The 18,310-nt window shown below is 68.3% G+C and carries 19 protein-coding genes; 6 read left to right on the forward strand and 13 right to left on the reverse strand.

The window, feature by feature from the left end; translation table 11 throughout:
* Positions 1-121: 121 nt before the first annotated feature.
* Positions 122-682, reverse strand: a complete 561-nt coding sequence (locus ASC66_RS00190; protein ID WP_055833093.1) for a hypothetical protein — start codon at positions 680-682, stop codon at positions 122-124.
* A gap of 50 nt (positions 683-732) precedes the next feature.
* Here ASC66_RS00190 and map point away from each other — a divergent pair, with 50 nt between their 5' ends.
* Positions 733-1,500: a type I methionyl aminopeptidase gene (gene map / locus ASC66_RS00195; RefSeq protein ID WP_055833096.1), complete on the forward strand. Its 768-nt coding sequence runs from the start codon at positions 733-735 to the stop codon at positions 1,498-1,500.
* A 296-nt stretch (positions 1,501-1,796) separates the two neighbouring features.
* Here the strand turns inward: map and trmD are convergent, their stop codons facing one another.
* Genes trmD through nirD form a run of 3 tightly spaced genes read right to left on the reverse strand, consistent with a single transcriptional unit; the run spans position 1,797 to position 3,616 of the window.
* Complete coding sequence (trmD, locus tag ASC66_RS00200) at positions 1,797-2,516, reverse strand: tRNA (guanosine(37)-N1)-methyltransferase TrmD (protein WP_055833098.1); 720 nt, start codon at positions 2,514-2,516, stop codon at positions 1,797-1,799.
* A 9-nt stretch (positions 2,517-2,525) separates the two neighbouring features.
* The gene (locus ASC66_RS00205; protein WP_055833101.1) at positions 2,526-3,257 is read right to left on the reverse strand and encodes a sirohydrochlorin chelatase; all 732 of its coding nucleotides are present in this window, start codon (positions 3,255-3,257) and stop codon (positions 2,526-2,528) included.
* Positions 3,254-3,616: a nitrite reductase small subunit NirD gene (nirD, locus tag ASC66_RS00210; protein WP_055833104.1), complete on the reverse strand. Its 363-nt coding sequence runs from the start codon at positions 3,614-3,616 to the stop codon at positions 3,254-3,256. The genes ASC66_RS00205 and nirD overlap by 4 nt, the downstream gene beginning before the upstream one ends.
* Positions 3,617-3,850: 234 nt before the next feature.
* Here nirD and nirB point away from each other — a divergent pair, with 234 nt between their 5' ends.
* The 3 genes from nirB to ASC66_RS00225 are packed head-to-tail and all read left to right on the forward strand — an operon-like array spanning position 3,851 to position 8,501.
* Positions 3,851-6,475, forward strand: a complete 2,625-nt coding sequence (nirB, locus tag ASC66_RS00215) for a nitrite reductase large subunit NirB (RefSeq protein ID WP_055833107.1) — start codon at positions 3,851-3,853, stop codon at positions 6,473-6,475.
* Positions 6,476-6,477: 2 nt separating this feature from the next.
* Entirely contained in the window at positions 6,478-7,305 is an 828-nt protein-coding gene (gene cobA, locus ASC66_RS00220) for a uroporphyrinogen-III C-methyltransferase (RefSeq protein WP_055833110.1), read from the forward strand.
* A 38-nt stretch (positions 7,306-7,343) separates the two neighbouring features.
* A complete protein-coding gene (locus ASC66_RS00225; protein WP_055835993.1) occupies positions 7,344-8,501 on the forward strand; it encodes a uroporphyrinogen-III synthase in 1,158 nt (385 codons plus the stop codon).
* Between the two features lie 165 nt (positions 8,502-8,666).
* Here the strand turns inward: ASC66_RS00225 and rimM are convergent, their stop codons facing one another.
* Genes rimM through rpsP form a run of 3 tightly spaced genes read right to left on the reverse strand, consistent with a single transcriptional unit; the run spans position 8,667 to position 9,947 of the window.
* A complete protein-coding gene (rimM, locus tag ASC66_RS00230) occupies positions 8,667-9,299 on the reverse strand; it encodes a ribosome maturation factor RimM (protein ID WP_055833113.1) in 633 nt (210 codons plus the stop codon).
* Positions 9,277-9,513, reverse strand: a complete 237-nt coding sequence (locus ASC66_RS00235; RefSeq protein WP_055833116.1) for an RNA-binding protein — start codon at positions 9,511-9,513, stop codon at positions 9,277-9,279. Before ASC66_RS00235 ends, rimM begins: the two co-directional genes overlap by 23 nt.
* 2 nt (positions 9,514-9,515) lie before the next feature.
* Positions 9,516-9,947, reverse strand: a complete 432-nt coding sequence (gene rpsP / locus ASC66_RS00240; RefSeq protein WP_055833120.1) for a 30S ribosomal protein S16 — start codon at positions 9,945-9,947, stop codon at positions 9,516-9,518.
* A 265-nt stretch (positions 9,948-10,212) separates the two neighbouring features.
* Here rpsP and ASC66_RS00245 point away from each other — a divergent pair, with 265 nt between their 5' ends.
* Positions 10,213-11,349 carry a glutamate--cysteine ligase gene (locus ASC66_RS00245; RefSeq protein WP_055833123.1) on the forward strand — a complete coding sequence of 379 codons (1,137 nt, stop codon included), beginning with the start codon at positions 10,213-10,215 and terminating at the stop codon, positions 11,347-11,349.
* 17 nt (positions 11,350-11,366) lie between these two features.
* On the opposite strand, the gene ASC66_RS00250 is transcribed toward ASC66_RS00245, so the two are convergent.
* The 6 genes from ASC66_RS00250 to ftsY all read right to left on the reverse strand — a co-directional run bounded on the left by ASC66_RS00250 (position 11,367) and on the right by ftsY (position 17,160).
* Positions 11,367-12,578, reverse strand: a complete 1,212-nt coding sequence (locus tag ASC66_RS00250; protein WP_082491905.1) for a S1C family serine protease — start codon at positions 12,576-12,578, stop codon at positions 11,367-11,369.
* A gap of 85 nt (positions 12,579-12,663) precedes the next feature.
* Positions 12,664-13,455 (reverse strand): LLM class F420-dependent oxidoreductase, encoded by a 792-nt coding sequence (locus ASC66_RS00255; RefSeq protein ID WP_055833126.1) that lies wholly within the window; start codon positions 13,453-13,455, stop codon positions 12,664-12,666.
* 18 nt (positions 13,456-13,473) lie between these two features.
* Complete coding sequence (ffh, locus tag ASC66_RS00260; RefSeq protein ID WP_055833129.1) at positions 13,474-15,039, reverse strand: signal recognition particle protein; 1,566 nt, start codon at positions 15,037-15,039, stop codon at positions 13,474-13,476.
* A 12-nt stretch (positions 15,040-15,051) separates the two neighbouring features.
* On the reverse strand, positions 15,052-15,747 hold the full coding sequence (locus ASC66_RS00265; RefSeq protein ID WP_055833132.1) for a GNAT family N-acetyltransferase: 696 nt from the start codon (positions 15,745-15,747) through the stop codon (positions 15,052-15,054).
* 4 nt (positions 15,748-15,751) lie between these two features.
* A complete protein-coding gene (locus ASC66_RS00270; protein ID WP_055833137.1) occupies positions 15,752-16,255 on the reverse strand; it encodes a DUF2004 domain-containing protein in 504 nt (167 codons plus the stop codon).
* Positions 16,256-16,281: 26 nt separating this feature from the next.
* The gene (gene ftsY, locus ASC66_RS00275; RefSeq protein WP_055833139.1) at positions 16,282-17,160 is read right to left on the reverse strand and encodes a signal recognition particle-docking protein FtsY; all 879 of its coding nucleotides are present in this window, start codon (positions 17,158-17,160) and stop codon (positions 16,282-16,284) included.
* A gap of 160 nt (positions 17,161-17,320) precedes the next feature.
* On the opposite strand from ftsY, the gene ASC66_RS00280 reads away from it, so the two are divergent.
* Positions 17,321-18,310 carry a VOC family protein gene (locus tag ASC66_RS00280; protein WP_235496605.1) on the forward strand — a complete coding sequence of 330 codons (990 nt, stop codon included), beginning with the start codon at positions 17,321-17,323 and terminating at the stop codon, positions 18,308-18,310.

The following is an 18,310-nucleotide window of genomic DNA, read 5'->3' on the forward strand; positions in this document are numbered from 1 at the left end:
GGAGGCAGGGCCGTGTTGCAGCACAATCGTCAATTGTGTCACGACATGGCCGTGCGCAGCAAAACGAGGGTCGGCTCCACCCCCAGGAGGCGCCCCGCAGGGTGAGCGGATGCCGCTCGCCTCAGTCGCGCACCTCGTGGATGATGATCACGTCTGGATCGTCTCCCGGCCCCGACGAGCCCTGTTGGGGTGAGCGCTGCTGCGGCGATCCCTGGCCGGGTGCGCGCGGCGGAACTCCCTGGGGCCGCTGGCCTGGGGGCTGCGCCGCCTGTTCGAAGGCGTCCATCGTCTCGCGCATGCTGCGCGCTCCGTCGGTGACGAGTTCCCAGAGGGTCAGCCAGAATCCGATGATCCCGGTCAGCACGGCGAGCACAACGAAGAGCGTCGTCGATGGCCCGAAGAAACCGAGCCCGATGACCGAGCCGTGCAGCACGAGGTAGAGCAGCACGTCTTTCCACGACACCATGCGTGTGCTCCGGACGAGCGGCCGTGCGTAGACGATCAACGCGATCACGAGAAGCGCGATGAAGACGATGGGCGCGGCCACCAGCAGCCCGACGAAACCCCAGCCGCTGCCGCCGAAAATCCCCCAGCCGATGAACAACCACGCCGGGAGCACGAATGCCGCGAGGAACTGCCAATAGAAGAAGGCCCTGCGGATGACGTCGAAGCCTGTTTTCACCTGCTCAGCGTAACAAGAGAGAATAGGAGTCCGCTTAGAGAGGACGGCCCATGATTGAGCTGCGCACCCCCGCCGAGATCGAGCAGATGGAGCCGGCCGGTCGCTTCGTGGCGAGCGTGCTCACGGCCACGGCGGCGGCCGCCAAGGTCGGGGTGAACCTCCTCAGCCTGGACAAGCTGGCGCACGACATGATCCGGGCAGCCGGTGCGGAAAGCTGCTACATCGACTACCACCCGAGCTTCGGAGCGAGCCCGTTCGGCAAGGTCATCTGCACCTCGGTCAACGACGCGGTCCTGCACGGTCTCCCCCACGACTACGCGCTGCGCGACGGCGATCTGCTGACGCTGGACTTCGCTGCATCCGTCAACGGCTGGGTCAGCGACTCCGCGCTCTCGATCGTCGTCGGCACCCCGCGCGATGAGGACCTGAAGCTCATCGACACCACGACGCGCGCCCTTGCGGCCGGCATCGCCGCCGCACAGGCCGGCAACAAGATCGGTGATATCTCCGCCGCCATCGCCGCCGTCGGCCACGGCGACGGCTACACGATCAACACCGATTTCGGCGGCCACGGTGTCGGCCGCACCATGCACGGCGACCCGCACATCCCGAACGACGGTCGCGCCGGCCGCGGCCTCCCCCTGCGCCCCGGTCTGGTCATCGCGATCGAGCCGTGGTTCCTGCACACGACCAATCGCATCGTGACGGACGCCGACGGCTGGACGCTGCGCAGCGCCGACGGCTCGCGCGGTGCTCACATGGAACACACGATCGCGATCACCGAAGACGGCCCGCTGATCCTCACGAAGCGGGATTGAAACACAGAACGAAAAATTCTCCTCGGCTGCTCCCCACGAATCCGCACGCTGGCTCGAGCGAACGAGCCGACGGAGGAGGCCCGCTCGCGAAGCCCCGAGCGAATCCGCGACAACCGCCGCCCGTGATATTCGGGGCAACCCGATCCGGCCAGATGCTCAAGGCTTCGGTCGCTGGCGCTCCCTCCAGCCAGCGTGAAAAGGAACGTTCCCGCGGGAGGCAGGACTTCGGTCGCGGCCTCGTCCCTCGGCTGCTCCCTCGAGCCAGCGCGAATTCCGTCGGGCGAACGTGCGCGACGCTACGCGTCGTGCTGCAGCTCGGGCGGAAGCAGGTCCGGCCGCACGCGTCGCGTGCGCTCCACCTGCTGCTCGTGGCGCCAGCGCGCGATCGCCCCGTGGTCTCCGCTGCGGAGCACCGGTGGCACCTCGCGCTCGCGCCAGACCGCCGGTTTGGTGTAGCTCGGGTATTCGAGAAGACCGTCCTCGTGGGATTCCTCGACGAGGCTCTCCGGGTTGCCGACGACCCCGGGGATGAGCCGGCCGACGGCTTCGATCATCGCCATGACGGCAACCTCGCCGCCGTTCAGAACGTAGTCGCCGAGGCTGACGAGACGCACGCGTCCCCGCTCCGCGTACTCGTCGAAGACGCGCTGGTCGATGCCCTCGTAGCGTCCGCAGCCGAAGACGATGTGCTGCTCGTCGGCGAGCTCGCGGGCCATCTTCTGGTCGAAGCGCACCCCGGCCGGCGAGGGGAAGATGATGATCGGATCGGCATCGGAACCGGAGGTTCCGGAATCCAGGATCGAGTCGAGCGCCTCGCCCCACGGCTCCGGCTTCATCACCATGCCGGCGCCGCCGCCTGCTGGGGTGTCGTCGACGGTGTTGTGGCGGTCGTGGGTGAAGTCGCGCAGGTTGTGCACGCCGAGTTCGATCAGGCCGTTCGCTCGCGCCTTGCCGAGCAGGGAGATGTCGAGCACATCGAAGAATTCGGGAAAGATCGTGACGATGTCGATGCGCATTGGTCAATCTTACGAGAGGACCTCCGCCGAACTGCTCGCGAGGCTGCTCGCGACGGCGCCGTCGTAGCGGTCGCCGACAAGCGCGACCAGTTCCGCCGGAGGGAAACGGTTCGCGACGAGCAGCGGCGCACTCACGACATCCGCGCCCGCCTGGTGCGCCAGCGCGGCGAAGTATCCCGGGGCCAGGAGGTAGCTGGCGAGCACGACTCTGGCACCGGGCGCCTGAGCCCTCGCATCGATGACGGCGTCGGCCAGGCGTGGTGTTGCCGCCGAGATGAAGCCGAGACCGACGTCGCGCCGCAGTAGCAGGCCCAGCCGCCCTGCCATCTCGGCGCAATCCACCACCGCGCGCTGGTCGCTCGACCCGGCGGCGGCGAGGACGACGCGGTCGTCCGGGCGCAGGCCGGCCTCGGTCAGGCGGCGCGCCAGCAGGGTGACGAGCCGATCGTCGGGGCCGAGCGCTGCGGCGAGCGCGGTCGTGTGATCCTCGGCCGCGGCGAGATCCTCGCGCAGGTCCACGTGCACGTGGTATCCCGCCGAGAGCAGCAGCGGGACGACGACAACGATGCCCCGCGGGTCGAGTGCCGCCAAGGACGCCGCCACGTCCGGCTGCTGCACATCGACGAATCCCCCGACGACGTCGAGTTCTGGGCGCGCCCTCGCGACAGACTCGACCAGAGCTGCCACCGCGCGTTGACCCTCCGGCGACGAGGTCCCGTGGGAGACGGCGAGCAACGTCATTCGAACTCGATCTCGATGAATCCGCCGACGACGCGGGTGCGGAAGGTCTTGAGGTGCAGCGCAGGATCGCTGAAGCACTCGCCGGTGCCGAGGTCGTAGACCTCTTTGAGCAGGGGCGAGGCGATGGTTGGCCGCTCCCCCTTCGAGCCGATGATCCCGCGCGCCATCACATAGGCATCGGTCTGCGGGTCGCGGTGACAGACCGCGTAGATCTCCTTCGGCGACACCTTGAAGAGCGCGATCTGCTTCATCCGCAGCAGCACCGCTTCGCCCCAGGACGGCTCGAGGTCGGCGAGCGCGCACGCCTGCTCCCAGACGGCAGTGCTGCGAGTCTCGGTCTGTTCCAGTGTCATGCTCATCAGTTCTCGTCCTCTCATCAGGTCTCGTCCGCTCATCGGCGCCGCAACGAATTCGACAGTACGCAGCGGATGTTTCGGCCGAGGACAGCGCGTGTTACCTCCGGATGACGGGCACCTCACAGTGCACGGCGCCCCGGGTGGGACGCAGGACATCGCGCGTTACACGGGGGTAAAGGCCGAGAAACGGTGTGTCCATAGGCTCGGCCCTGTTCCGACAGAGAGACGAGGTCACCGATGCCTGCCGATGACAACAGAATCGCCACCGCCAGAGATACTGCCGCCCGTGAGAGCGCCCCACGCCGAGTCGTCGTGATCGGCGGCGGGCCGGCAGCGCACCGGCTGGCCGACGCGATCGGCAGCCGCGACCAGTCCGGGCTCGTTCGCCTCACGGTGCTGAGCGAGGAGAACCACCTGCCGTACGACAGGGTTGCACTGAGCAGGCGCCTGCACGGACGGGAAGACTTGACGCTGACCCCGAGCAGCCCGTGGGACAGCGAGCGTGTGCAGATCCACACGGGCACACGGGTCGTCGCGGTGGATCCGCTGGCACGCACGGTGAGCGCGGCATCCGGTGCCGTCTACGACTACGACGACCTCGTGTTCGCCACGGGGTCCAGCGCGCCCGTTCCCGAGATCCCCGGAAGCGAGCACGCCAGGGTCTACCGCACCATCGACGACGTCGACGCCCTCGTCGCCGAGACCGCCGAGCTGAGCGCACGCCTCGGCCGACCGACCAAGGTCCTGGTGGCCGGAGGCGGTCTGCTCGGCCTCGAGGCCGCCGGCGGTCTGCACGCCCTCGGCGCAGAGGCCGCCGTCGTGCACAGCGGCAGCTGGCTGATGTCCGCCCAGCTCGACGAGGGAGCGGGGCAGGCGCTGTCCCGCCTCATCACGGCCCAGGGCCTGACGCTGCACCTCGGAACCCGGCCACGCAACATCGTGGTCGAGGACGGCCGGGTGGTCGCGGTCCGGTTCAGCAACGGCAGCACCGTTGAGGCCGACATCGTGATCTTCGCGATCGGCATCACCGCGCGCGACGAGCTCGCCCGGGCGGCCGGACTGACGATCGGTGCCCGGGGCGGCGTCGTCATCGGCTCCGACTGCCGCAGCTCCGACCCGAACATCTGGGCGATCGGCGAGGTGGCGTGCGTCGACGGTCGCTGCGTCGGGCTCGTCGCACCGGCCAACGCCATGGCCGAGACGGTGGCCGACCGCTTGCTCGGCGGTCACGCCGAATTCGACACGATCGATGACGCCACGAAGCTGAAGCTCTCCGGCGTCGACGTTGCGAGCTTCGGCGATGCGATGGGCGAGACGGAAGGCGCTCTGGAGATCGTGTACGCCGATCCGGCCAGAGGGCTCTACCAGAAGCTCGTGATGTCCGACGATGCCCGCACGCTCCTCGGCGGCGTCTTCGTCGGCGACGCCGCGCCCTACTCGGCATTGCGCCCGCTGCTCGGTCGCTCGTTGAGCGCGGAGCCCGCCGCCTACCTCTCCGCGGCCGGCGCGCAGGCGCCAACCGGAGACGAGCTGCCCGATGACGCGCTCGTCTGCTCGTGCAACAACGTGCGTGTCGGCACCGTGCGCGGCGCCGTCCACAATGGGAACGATGGCGAACCGTGCCATGACCTGGGCGAGCTGAAAGCCTGCACGCGTGCGGGAACGCAGTGCGGCTCCTGTGTGCCGCTCGTCAAGAAGCTGCTGCAGGGAGAACTCGCGAAATCCGGTGCGACGCTCTCCTCGGCGCTCTGCGAGCACTTCGCGCTGAGCCGCCAGGATCTCTTCGAGTCGGTGCGGGTGCTCGGCCTGCGCTCGTTCGAGGAAATCATCGAACGCTTCGGCAGCGGCCGCGGCTGTGACATCTGCAAGCCGGTCATCGGCTCGATCCTGGCCAGCCAGGGCAACGACTACATCCTCGACAATGGCCGCGGCGCCCTCCAGGACACCAATGACCGTGCCATGGCCAACATGCAGAAGGACGGCAGCTACTCGGTCGTCCCCCGGATCCCCGGCGGTGAGATCACGCCGGCCAAGCTCGCCGTCATCGCCGCCGTCGCCACGCAGTTCGGGCTGTACACGAAGATCACCGGCGGCCAGCGCATCGACCTGTTCGGGGCCAGGCTCGACCAGTTGCCGGACATCTGGCGGATCCTCGTGGATGCCGGCTTCGAATCCGGCCAGGCCTACGGCAAGGCGCTGCGCAACGTGAAGAGCTGCGTCGGATCGACCTGGTGCCGTTTCGGCGTGCAGGATTCGGTGTCGATGGCTATCCGCTTGGAACTGCGTTACCGCGGTCTGCGCGCCCCGCACAAGTTCAAGTTCGGCGTCTCCGGCTGCGCCAGGGAGTGCGCGGAGGCACGGGGCAAGGACGTGGGGGTGATCGCCAGCGACAAGGGCTGGAACCTCTTCGTCGGCGGCAACGGCGGCTTCCAGCCCAGCCACGGCCAGCTGCTGGCATCCGACCTGGACGACGAGACGCTCATCGCCTACATCGACCGCTACATGATGTACTACATCCGCACGGCCGACCGCTTGCAGCGCACGGCCAGGTGGATCGAGGAGCTGGACGGCGGGCTGGAGCACGTGTACGACGTTGTGGTGAATGACTCGCTCGGTCTGGCCGCAGAACTCGAGGCGGCAATGGAACGTCATGTGGGGAGCTACGAAGACGAGTGGGCTGCTACGCTGGCCGACCCAGAGAGACTTCGCCGTTTCCGCTCCTTCGTGAACGCGCCGGGCACGCCTGATCCGAGCATCGGCCGCGTTCTGGAGCGGGGGCAGATGCGGCCGGCTTTCCCGGGTGAAGCGGAAGACGGCAAGGTCATGCTGAGCGGCCCCAGCATTCCCGTGAGAGGACAATGACAATGACGAATGCACCGATCACGGATGCACCGATCACGCGCGGCCGCGTGACGCTCGTCGGCGGTGGTCCGGGAAGCGGTGGTCTCCTCACCGTCGCCGGTGTTGACGCTTTGAGCAGCGCGGACGTCGTGCTCTATGACCGCCTCGCTCCGCTGGCGGCACTGCGCGAGCAGGCGCCGAACGCCATCCTGATCGACGTCGGCAAGCAGCCGGGTCACCACCCCGTGAGCCAGAGCGGCATCGAGGCGCTCATCGTCGAGCACGCCAGCACCGGCGCGCACGTCGTGCGGCTGAAGGGCGGCGACCCTTACGTGCTCGGTCGCGGCAGCGAGGAAGTGCTCGCCTGCCACCGGGCGGGCATCCCCGTCGCGGTGATCCCCGGCGTGAGCAGCGCCATCGCCGTGCCGGCTGCCGCCGGCATCCCGCTCACCCACCGCGGGGTGAGCAGGCTCTTCACCGTGGTCTCCGGGCACGCGCCGCTCTCCAACGACGAGCTGCTGCACCTCTCCGGGCTCGGCGGCACAATCGTCGTGCTCATGGGCATCAACACCCTGCCATCGCTCTGCAGCGGCCTGCTGCGCCACGGCACCCCGGCGAGCATGCCGGTTGCCATCATCGAACGCGGATTCAGCGACACCCAGCGCACCACCATCGCCGATCTCGGCAGCATCCTGGCCGAGGCGTCGACCGCCCGCGTCTCCTCGCCCGCCGTTCTGGTGATCGGCGAGGTCGTTCGCCTGGCGAACGATGGCGACAGCGATGCCGTATCGCTGATGGCGCGCGCCGCACGCGTGGATTCCGATCTCGGCGCAGGCCTGGTCGACGCGTGACCACCCGTCACCCGGGGCTCGGGGCTGATGCACAGCGCGTGACCACCCGTCACCCTGGGGTCCGGAGTGACGCGCAGGAGGAGCCGGTTCTCGGTCTCCGCCCCGATCAACTCCACGGTTTTCGCATCGCGGTGACCAGCGACCGCCGCTCCGGCGACCTCATCGACGCCTTCGAGCGACGCGGGGCGACTGTGATGCACGCGCCGACGCTGCACATCGTCAATGCCGCAGAAGACGAGCCTGTCATCGCCGACACCCGCGCGATCATCGCGGCGCGCCCCGATCTGCTGCTCGCCACGACTGCGTATGGAATCCGGCGCTGGTTCGATGTGGCGGATGCCGCCGGCCAGGGTGACGCGCTCACCGAGGCGCTGAGCGGCACCAGCATCCTCGTGCGCGGCCCCAAGGCACGCGGCGGCATCCGTGCAGCCGGTCTTGATGACGTCGGGATGAGCGCGGAGGAGACGAGCGCTTCACTGGTCGACAAGGTGCTCGAGGAGTTCCCGCCGGGGCTGACCGTCGTCGTGCAGGTGCACGGTCACCAGGATGAGCTGCAACTCGACCGTCTGCGCGCCGTTCACCCGCGCGTTCTGACCGTCGCGCCGTACCGCTGGGTGGCTCCGGACGACTCGGACCACCGGGTGCGTCGCCTGATCGATGCCGTCTGCGCCGCACAACTGGACTGCATCACCTTCACCAGCGCACCGGCCGTCGACGCCCTGCTCAGCGCGGCGGACGAGCTCGGCCGCCGCACCGAACTTCTCGCGGCGATGCGCGACACGGTGCTGACGGCCGCCGTCGGCCCGGTGACCGCTGCGCCGCTGCAGGCGGCCGGCCTGGAACCGATCCAGCCGGAGCGCTTTCGGATGGGTGCGCTGATCCGGCTCGTCTGCGAACACCTGGAGAGCGCGAACGTCGACGCCGTCCAGACCGTCGCCGGCCCGGTGTTGCTGCGCGGAACCGTCGTGCAGGTCGGCGAGAACCGCGTGGCGTTGACGCCGAGCGCCCTGGCGATCTTCCGGGCGCTGTACGCCGCCCGGGGCGCGGTCGTCTCCCGTGAGGAGCTTGCTCGCGTGCTTCCCGGCGATGCCGACGATCATGTGCTCGAGATGGCGCTGAGCCGGCTCCGACAGTCATTGGCAACGCCGGGACTCATCGCGACAGTTGTGAAACGCGGCTACCGGCTGAACGTCTGAGTCGACTCACACACGCCGACTCACACACGCCGGTTCGCACGCAGCGTGGTTCACATTCAGGCTGGTTGATACGGCGAGAGGGCCACCGGCTCGCAGGGCTGCGTGCCGGTGACCCTCTCGTGACGTTCCGATCACCGCGCGCGAACGCGGCGGTGATGGCGTTGTCTAGTCCTTTGTCGAATCGCCATCTGCGGCTGAATCCGCTTCGGCGACCTCGGCCGGCTCCTCGGGCAGCTCTTCGAACAGTCCGTTCGGAGGCGTGACCGTGACGACACCGGCTTCGATGTCGACGGAGGCGACGATGGCCTTCACGAAGGGCACCATCACCTCGCCGTTCGGCGTCTTGACGATGATGAGGTCCTGTGCCGGGAAGTGCTCGATCCGGGCGACCTGGCCGACGGTGACACCGTCGCGCACGACGGCGAGGCCGGCGAGCTGGTGGTCGTACCAGGCGTCTTCCTCGTCGGGCGACTCTGCGTCATCCTGGTCGATCCAGAGGATCGCCTTGGCCAGGCCCTCGGCGGCGGTGCGGTCGGAGACCCCGACGAAGAACCCGACGGGGTGGCTGTTGTACCAGCGCAGCTCGGCGAGTTCGAGGGTCTTTCCGTGCCACGGGGATTCCGTGGGAACCTGCAAGGAGAACACGGCGCCCGGGACGAAACGTCGCCCCGGGTCGTCCGTGAAAAGCTCCAGCTTGATTGCACCCTTGAGGCCGTGCGCCTTGGTCAGGCGCCCTACCCGCAGTTGCGTGCGGCGCGCGTCGTCGTCACTCACTTCAGAAGTCAGTGTCGACGACATCGACGCGTACGCGCTTGCCATCGGCCAGCGCAGCCACGAGGGTGCGCAGGGCCTTGGCGGTGCGTCCGGCGCGACCGATCACCCGGCCGAGGTCCTCGGGATTCACACGAATCTCGAGGACGTCGCCACGGGGTGAGTTCTTGGCCACAACCTGCACGTCGTCCGGGTGATCAACGATCCCCTTGACGAGGTGCTGCAAAGCGGGAGCGAGCAAGACTAGGCCTGCTCGTCCGCTGCGGGAGCCTCGGTGGTCTCTTCAGCGTCAGCTGCAGGAGCCTCTTCCTTGGCGGCGGGCTTCTCAGCCTTCGGCTTCAGAACCGGCTTCTTCTTCTCGTCCGCGACGAAAGCAGCCTTGGGCTCCTTCACCTGGACGGTGCTGACGGCGTTCTTGTCACCCTTGAACTGACCCCAGTCGCCGGTGAGCTTGAGGATTGCTGCAACCTGCTCGGTCGGCTGTGCGCCGACGCTGAGCCAGTACTGAGCACGCTCGGAGTTGACCTCGATGAACGAAGGGTTCTCGGTCGGGTGGTACTTGCCGATCTCCTCGATGACACGACCATCGCGCTTGGTGCGCGAGTCGGCAACGACGATGCGGTAGTACGGTGCGCGGATCTTACCCATGCGCTTGAGACGAATCTTGACAGCCACAATTCTCCTGTGTGTTTTGTGAAATGGGCGAACTGACAGCCGTGAGCGTGGGGTGCACACTCGGCAAAAGCTCAAAGGGGCACTGCATGTCTGATTAGAGGGTCGGACGAAACAGTGCTCGACAGACCATTCTTGCAGATAACGGCCCGCTTCCCCAATTCACGGTCAAACATTTCGATTTCGGATGCCGCGACGCCCGCCGCGGCGGCGCGTGCCAGAATTACAACGCAGTGCTCCCCCGGCTCCCCCGAAGAATGGTGACCCCGTGCAGATCAGTTTCGCCGAGTCCCCCCGCGGGACGGTGGGCATCGAGTGGGAGTTGGCGCTCGTCGACGGCGCGAGCGGTGAGCTCGTCGGTGTGGCCGCCGAGGTGCTGGACGAGCTGGCCGCAGACGATGGCACGCGGCATCCGCACATCACAGGCGAACTGCTGCTGAACACCGTCGAACTCGTCTCCTCCGTGCACGAGAACGTCGGCGACGCCGTGCGCGAGCTGCAGGGACAGATGGACGAGGTACGCGCGGTGACCGATCCGCGCGGCGTCGACTTGATCTGCAGCGGTTCGCACCCATTCAGCCAGTGGTACGACCAGCAGGTGACCGACAAGCCGCGCTATCACCGCTTGATCGAGCGCACCCAGTGGTGGGGGCGCAACATGATGATCTGGGGCGTGCACGTGCACGTGGGCATCGACGCCCGCGACCGGGTGCTCCCCCTGCTCGGCGGCCTCAGCAGCTACCTGCCGCACCTGCTGGCGCTCTCGGCGTCGAGCCCGTTCTGGGCCGGCGTCGACACCGGATACGCCTCGAACCGGGCGCTGATGTTCCAGCAGCTGCCGACGGCCGGCCTTCCGTACGAGCTCTCCGATTGGAGCGAGTACGAACGCTACGTGCACGACATGACGGTGACCGGCATCATCGATGACTACACGGAGGTGCGCTGGGACATCCGGCCGTCGCCGCACTGGGGAACGATCGAGATGCGGGCGTGCGACGGGGTCTCCAGCGCCGCAGAACTCGCCGCGGTCGCCGCCCTGATCCACTGTCTCGTCGAACACCTCGAACGCCGGCTCGACGCCGGAGAGACGCTCGGCTGGCTGCAGCCCTGGTATGCCCGCGAGAACAAGTGGCGGGCCGCCCGCTACGGCCTGGACGCCGAGATCATCCTCGACGCCCACGGCGGTGAGGCTCTCGTCACGGACGAGCTCCGCCGCCTCGTCGATGAGCTCGCCCCGATCGCGGCGGACCTGGGTTGCAGCGCGGAGCTCGCCTCCGTGCTCGACATCGTGCGGCACGGAGCCAGCTACCAGCGGCAGCTGCGGGCGGCGCAGGCGTCCGACGGCGATCTGCGGGCCGTCGTCGCCGCGCTCGCACGCGAGCTCCGCGACGGCGTCGGCGCGTAGCCACCAGCCTCGCCCCGCTACGGCGCCTCGCCGAGGGTGACGGTCGCCGTGCCGGTCTCGCTTCCACGCAGGTAGGTGACCTCGACGCTGTCCCCGACCTCCTTCGTCAACTTCAGCCGGGTCAGCACCGCGGCATCCGTCGCCGGCTGCCCGTCGAGCGCCGTGATGATGTCGCCGGGTTCGATGCCGGCCTGCTCGGCCGGGCCACCCGCTGTGACACCCTCGACGAACAGTCCCGGTGCGGTGTTGAACTGTTCGGCGACGTCCTGCGGGATCACGACGACCTGCATGCCGAGGTACGGGTAGGAGACTTCGCCGTTCTCGATCAGCTGCTCGGCAAGATTCATGGCCAGGTTGACCGGAACCGCGAAGCCGATTCCGACGCTTCCGCCGCCGGCCTGCCCTGCCGCATTCGGAACGGTCGCGATCGCCGAGTTGACGCCGATCTGGGCGCCGCTGCAATCGACGAGGGCCCCGCCGGAGTTGCCGGGGTTGATGGCGGCGTCGGTCTGGATGGCACCGGCGAGGAGCGCCATCGTGTCGTCGTCGGCCGGAACGGGCACGTCGCGACCGAGGGCGCTCACGATGCCGGAGGTGACGGTGCTCGAGAGGCCCAGCGGGGCGCCGAGCGCGACGACGGGCTGGCCGACGGCGAGGCCGTCCGAGTCCCCGACGGTGACGGTCGGCAGCGCCGCATCGGCATCAACCTTCACGACCGCGATGTCCGCCTGCGCAGAGCGCCCGACGAGCGTGGCCGGAAGCTGCTGGCCGTTGCTGAACGTGACGACGATCGTGGCGCCGTTGACCGCCGCGGCCACGACGTGGTTGTTGGTGAGGATGTAGCCGTCATCCGTGATGATGGAGCCGGTTCCGACCCCGCTGCCGGCCTCACCAACCACGTTGATGGTGACAATCGTCGGCAGCACGGCCTTCGCCACCGTCTCGGCATCGCAGACGCCGGCGTTGGGAGAGGCGGCGACGGGCCCCGTTGTGCTCGGCGCACCAGCAGAGCCAGTCGAGCCGGCCAGCTGTCCGAGGTAGCCACCGAGGAAACCACCGAGGAGGCCGAGGATGAGCGCGCCACCGAGCAGAACACCCGGGCGCGAGAAGAAGGGTTTCGACCCCGCGACCGGCGGCGTCGCTGCCCCCGGCGTGGCGGCTGCCGCAGCCGGCGGTGCCGCCGGCACCGCGGACGGATCCTGTGGTGTGTCCCCTGGCTGCTGGTCCATCGTTTCCCCGTCCGTCTGAAGCGTTCCCGTGATCGGAGTCTAGGGGGCCGGGGTGACGCGCTCCGTGCGGCGCGTTATCCGCTTGCTATCCGGCGTTCTGCTCGTCGCGCCAGGCGAGCCAGTCGCGGACAGGGCCGAGATCGAAGTGTGGGCCGGTGATGCCCACCGTGAACAGCGTCGCTCCGAGGTCGTGCAGGGCGTCGGCATCCGCGAGCGTGCGATTCTTCAGCTCGACCGAGACCTCGATGTCGGAGAGCTCGCGCTGCTCGCGGTCGCACCATCCGGAAAGCACGCCGAGCTTGTGCTCGAGCGTCGCCGGCGAGCTGAAGGAGTGCCAGATGTCGGCGTGCCTGGCGACCAGGCGCAGCGTCTTCTTCTCCCCCGCCCCGCCGATCAGCACGGGGATGTCGCGGGTGGGCGCCGGGTTCAGCCGGGCCCAGCGCTGCTCGATGCGTGGCAGGGATTCGGCCAGGGCGTCGAGCCGGCTGCCGACGGTGCCGAACTCGTAGCCGTACTCCGTGTAGTCACGCTCGAACCAACCGGAGCCGGTTCCGAAGATGAAGCGCCCGGTGTCGCCGCCACGTGCGCTGATGTGGTCGATCGTGCGTGCCATGTCGGCCTGCAGATCGGCGTTGCGGTAGCTGTTGCAGTTGACGAGTGCACCGATCTCGATCCGGCTCGTCTGCTCCGCCCACGCCGCCAGCATCGTCCACGACTCGAAGTGCAGCCCGTCCCGATCGCCGGAGAGCGGGAAGAAGTGATCCCAGTTGAACGCGATGTCTGCGCCCAGCTCCTCGACCTCGCTCAGGACGTCACGGATCCGTGAGTAGCTGCCGTGCTGCGGCGCGATCTGCACTCCGATGCGCACCGGGCGCATCGTCCTGCGCGTCACGTCCTAGCCCTTGCCGAGCAGCTTCTGGAAGTTGGCGAGGTCCTCGTCGCTCGGGCTGGGCGCCGCACCGCCGCCGAGTCCGAAACCGGATCCGCCGGCGCTGACGCCGCTCGGCGCCTTCACGCCGCTGGCGATGGCCGCGTTCTCCGCAGCGCGCTTGGCCGGGTTGCCGGACTTGGAGCCCTTCTTCTTGGCCTGCGGCTTGCCGCGCCCGCCGAAGCCGCCGCCGGGGATCGGGCCCATGCCCGGAACCTGCGGCATGCCGCCCTTGGCGACCGTCTTCATCATCTTGGCTGCCTGCTCGAAGCGGTTCACGAGCTGGTTGACCTCGGTGACACTCATGCCGCTACCGCGTGCGATGCGCAAACGCCTGGATCCATTGAGCAGCTTGGGATTGACGCGTTCGGCTTTGGTCATCGACTGGATGATCGCCTCGGTGCGCACGATCTCGCGCTCGTCGAAGTTCTCCAGCTGCGCCTTCATGGCGCCGGCGCCCGGCAACATGCTCATCATCTTCTTGATGGAGCCCATGTTGCGCAGCTGCTGCATCTGCTTGAGGAAGTCGTCGAGGGTGAAGCTGTCGGTCGCGAACTTCTCCGCGACGGCGCGCGCCTCGTCCTCGTCGAAGGCCGACTGGGCCTGCTCGATGAGCGTGAGGATGTCACCGAGGTCGAGGATGCGGCTCGCCATGCGGTCGGGGTGGAATGGCTCGAAGTCGTCGAGGCCCTCACCCGTCGAGGCGAAGATGATCGGGCGACCGGTGATGGAGGCCACCGAGAGCGCCGCGCCACCGCGGGCGTCGCCGTCGAGCTTGGAGAGCACGACACCGGTGAAGTCGACGCCCTCCTGGAAGGCCTTGGCTGTTGCGACGGCATCCTGACCGATCATGGCGTCGATGACGAAGAGCACCTCGTCCGGATCGATCGCCTTGCGGATGTCGGCGGCCTGCTTCATCATCTCGGCGTCGACGCCGAGGCGGCCGGCGGTGTCGACGATGACGACGTCGTGCTGCTTCTGCCTGGCCCAGGCGACGCCGTCCTTGGCGACCTTGACCGGGTTGCCGACGCCGTTGCCCGGCTCGGGAGCGAAGACCGGGACGCCGGCCTGCTCGCCGACGACCTGCAGCTGGGTGACGGCGTTGGGGCGCTGGAGGTCGGAGGCGACGAGGATCGGGGTGTGGCCGTCTTTGACGAGCCACTTGGCGAGCTTGCCGGCGAGGGTGGTCTTACCGGCACCCTGCAAACCGGCCAGCATGATGACCGTCGGCGGCTTCTTGGAGAATTCGAGGCGGCGCTGCTGGCCGCCGAGGATCGTGATGAGCTCCTCATTCACGATCTGGACGACCTGCTGGGCCGGGTTCAGCGCCTTGTTGACCTCGTCGCCGAGGGCGCGTTCGCGCACCGTCGCCGTGAAGCTCTTGACGACGTCTAGCGCGACGTCGGCGTCGAGCAGGGCGCGACGGATCTCGCGCACGGTGCCGTCGACGTCGGCAGCGGAGAGCTTGCCCTTCGTGCGCAGGTTCTTAAAGGTCTCGGCAAGCCGGTCGGAGAGCGTTCCAAATGTAGCCATGGTGTTGACAGTTTAGTTGAGTGCGGAGCCCTGCTCAGCCGCGAGTGTTGCCTCGACGCGATTCCGCAGCGCGGCGCGCACGGCCGGCCACTCCTCGGCGATGATCGAGAACATCACCGTTTCGCGCACTGTGCCGTCATCGCGGCGCATATGGCGGCGCAGGACGCCCTCGAAACGGGCTCCGAGGCGTTCGATCGCCCGCTGCGAACGCTCGTTGCGGATGTCGGTCTTCAGCTGGACCCGACCGGCATTCAGCGTCTCGAAGGCGTACTCGAGCAGCAGGAGCTTCGTCTCAGGATTCACCGGGCCGCCCCACACCGACGTGGCATAGGTGGTTGAGCCGATCTCGAGCGCAGCGTTGCCCGGCTGCACGTCGATGTAACTGGTGGAACCGATCACGCTGCCGGCCGGCAGCCCGCGGTGCTCGCGCAGGGTGCGCATGGTCCACTGCTGGCGGCTGCGGTTCTCGCTCGCGGCGATCCGCTGCCGATAGTCGGCGACGCTGCGCGGCCGTCCGGCCACATGGGCCCAGACGGCGTCATCGTCGAGGGCGTGGAAGAGTCCCGCGGCGTCCTCTGCCGAATCGACCATGTCAAGGCGCACGAGGCTCCCGACCAACACGGTCTCGCGCGGAACCGGCCACAGCAGTTCCGGCCAGACGGTGTCGAGCGGGCGCGGGTCGTGCTGTGCCCGGAACGCCTCGCCCACGGCGCTAGATCGCCGTTTCGGTGCCGATGACGTCGGCGTTGATGTTGAAGCGGGCGATCAGCACGGAGTCGCTCTCGCCGGGCGCGATGGAGTATTCGAAGACGGCGAACGGCTCATCGTCGCCGCTGTGGTGCGGCAGGAAGCTGACGCGCAGCAGGCGAAGGGAGCGCAGGAAGTCGATCTGGCGGTCGCCGGATTCCCGGCTCATCGCGTCGTCGAGGATCTCGTCGCCCAGCTCGGCGACGCTCTGGTAGAAGTACGCGATGGTGTTGGACGTGTCGGTGGCGAGCTCGCCGACGAAGGCCTCGCGCGCGTCGGAGTCCAGATCCTCGAGCTGGCCGATCATGCCGGCTGCGATGTCGAGGGATTCGAGGGCGACCTCGCCCTCCTCCGGCGAGCTGAGCGAGATGTCGACGTCCTGCTCGCCGACGGCGACGGACTCGGACCAGTACAGCTCGTCTTCCTGCTCGCTGCCGAGGTAGCCGAAGTAGTCGTGTTCGATGGCCATGATGTGTGCTCCTTGTGCAGCCGGCGCTAGCCGACGAGTTTCTGGGCGAAGACGTGGGGGGTGAAACCGGTTAGGTCGTTGATGCCCTCGCCCTGACCGACGAGCTTGATCGGGATGCCGGTCTTCTCCTGCACCGCGAGCACGAAGCCGCCCTTGGCCGAGCCGTCGAGCTTGGTGAGCACGAGCCCGGTCACACCGGCGTGCTCGATGAACGCCTCGGCCTGGGCGAGCCCGTTCTGGCCGGTCGTGGCGTCGAGCACGAGGAGCACCTCGGAGATCGGGGCCTGCTTCTCGATCACGCGGCGGATCTTGCCGAGTTCGTCCATCAGACCGCCCTTGGTCTGCAGGCGCCCTGCGGTGTCGATGATGACGATCTCGATGCCGTCGGCCTTGGCCTTCTCGATGGTCTGGAATGCGACGGCTGCCGGATCTTGGCCCTGCTGCTGGGGACGAACGATCCCGACGCCTGCACGCTCGGCCCAGGTGGCGAGCTGCTCGACGGCCGCGGCGCGGAAGGTGTCGGCCGCGCCGACGAGCACGGTGCGGTCGTAGGTGCGCAGGAACTTGGCGAACTTGCCGATCGTCGTCGTCTTGCCGACGCCGTTGACGCCGACGACGAGCACGACCGCCGGGCGCTCGGTGAGCTTGAGGGTCGAGTCGAGCCTGGCGAGGCGTTCCTCGATCGTCTCCCGCAGCATGCGCTGCAGATCGGCTGGGTCGGTCGTGCGGTACTTGGCGACGTTCGCGCGCAGCTCGCTGATGACGGCATCCGTCACATCGGGGCCGAAGTCGGCCGTGATGAGCGCGTCCTCGAGGTCGTTCCAGGTGTCGTCGTCGATCGTCTTCTTCGCGAACATGCCGCGGAGCGCTCCGGAGAGAGACCAGGAGGAGGTGCGTTCAGCCATGTGCCCAGCTTAAGGCGTCGCGCGGATCGAGCCCGACTCCGACGACAGCCGAGGCCGGCCCGGCGCTTTCACAGGAATAGTCCTCGCCGTCGACTCGTTGCCAGCAGCTATGCCCCGAAAGCCCGCATCGCCCCGCACACTCGCCTCCGCTCGTCCCAGCATGTCGCACACCGCCATCGCGGCGATCGCCGTTGTGCTCACCGCCGTGATCGCCGGCGGCGTGATCGTTGCTGTCACGCTCACGGGGCGTTCGGCCAGCACCGCTGAGGCCGCCGCGGCACCCCGGAACACCACGAGCGGTCCGGTGTCGTCTGGGCCGCTGCACGCCGACACCCGGATGGGCGCCGTGCGGCTCACCGTCGGCGAATTGCCGGCGATGCGCGCCTTCTACTCGGATGGAATCGGCCTCGACGTGCTTGCGGAGACCGAGAGCGAGGTCTCCCTCGGCCAGGGCGGTGAGGAGCTCATCCGTCTCGTCGCTGACGCCACCGTCGCGCCCAGGGGCGACAGCGACGCCGGGCTCTACCACTCGGCCATCCTGTTCCCGGATGCCGCAGCACTGGCCTTGTCGCTGCAGAGCATCGCCGAGCGCTTCCCCTCGAGCTACCAGGGCAGCGCCGACCACACCGTCAGCCAGGCGTTCTACCTCGGCGACCCGGAGGGCAACGGCGTCGAGCTGTACGTCGACCGCCCGCGCGAGGAGTGGGAGTGGATCGACGGCCAGGTGACGATGGGCTCGGCCGCGTTGGATCCGAGCGCGTTCATCGCGGAGCACCTGGACGATGGCGACGCATCCCCCGCGACGATGGGTCACGTGCACCTCAGCGTGGGTGATCTCGAGTCGGCCGAACACTTCTACGTCGACGTCCTCGGATTCGACGTCACGAGCCGAGCCGACGGCGCCCTGTTCATGTCGGCGGGCGGTTACCACCATCACCTCGCCGCGAACACGTGGAACAGCGCCGGCGCCGGCGCGCGTGGGTCATCAGCCGGCCTGCGCGAGTTTGCCGTCATCCTGGCGGACCGCTCCGAGCTGGATGCCGCCGCCGCCCGCATCGCCGAGGCGGGGCTGAGCGCGACGGTCACCGACGACGGAATCACCGTGCTCGACCCATGGAACAACGTGGTGCGGCTGCGCGTGGCGGCCTGA

Origin of the sequence: Leifsonia sp. Root4 (genome assembly GCF_001425085.1) — a bacterium.
Lineage (GTDB): Bacteria > Actinomycetota > Actinomycetes > Actinomycetales > Microbacteriaceae > Microterricola.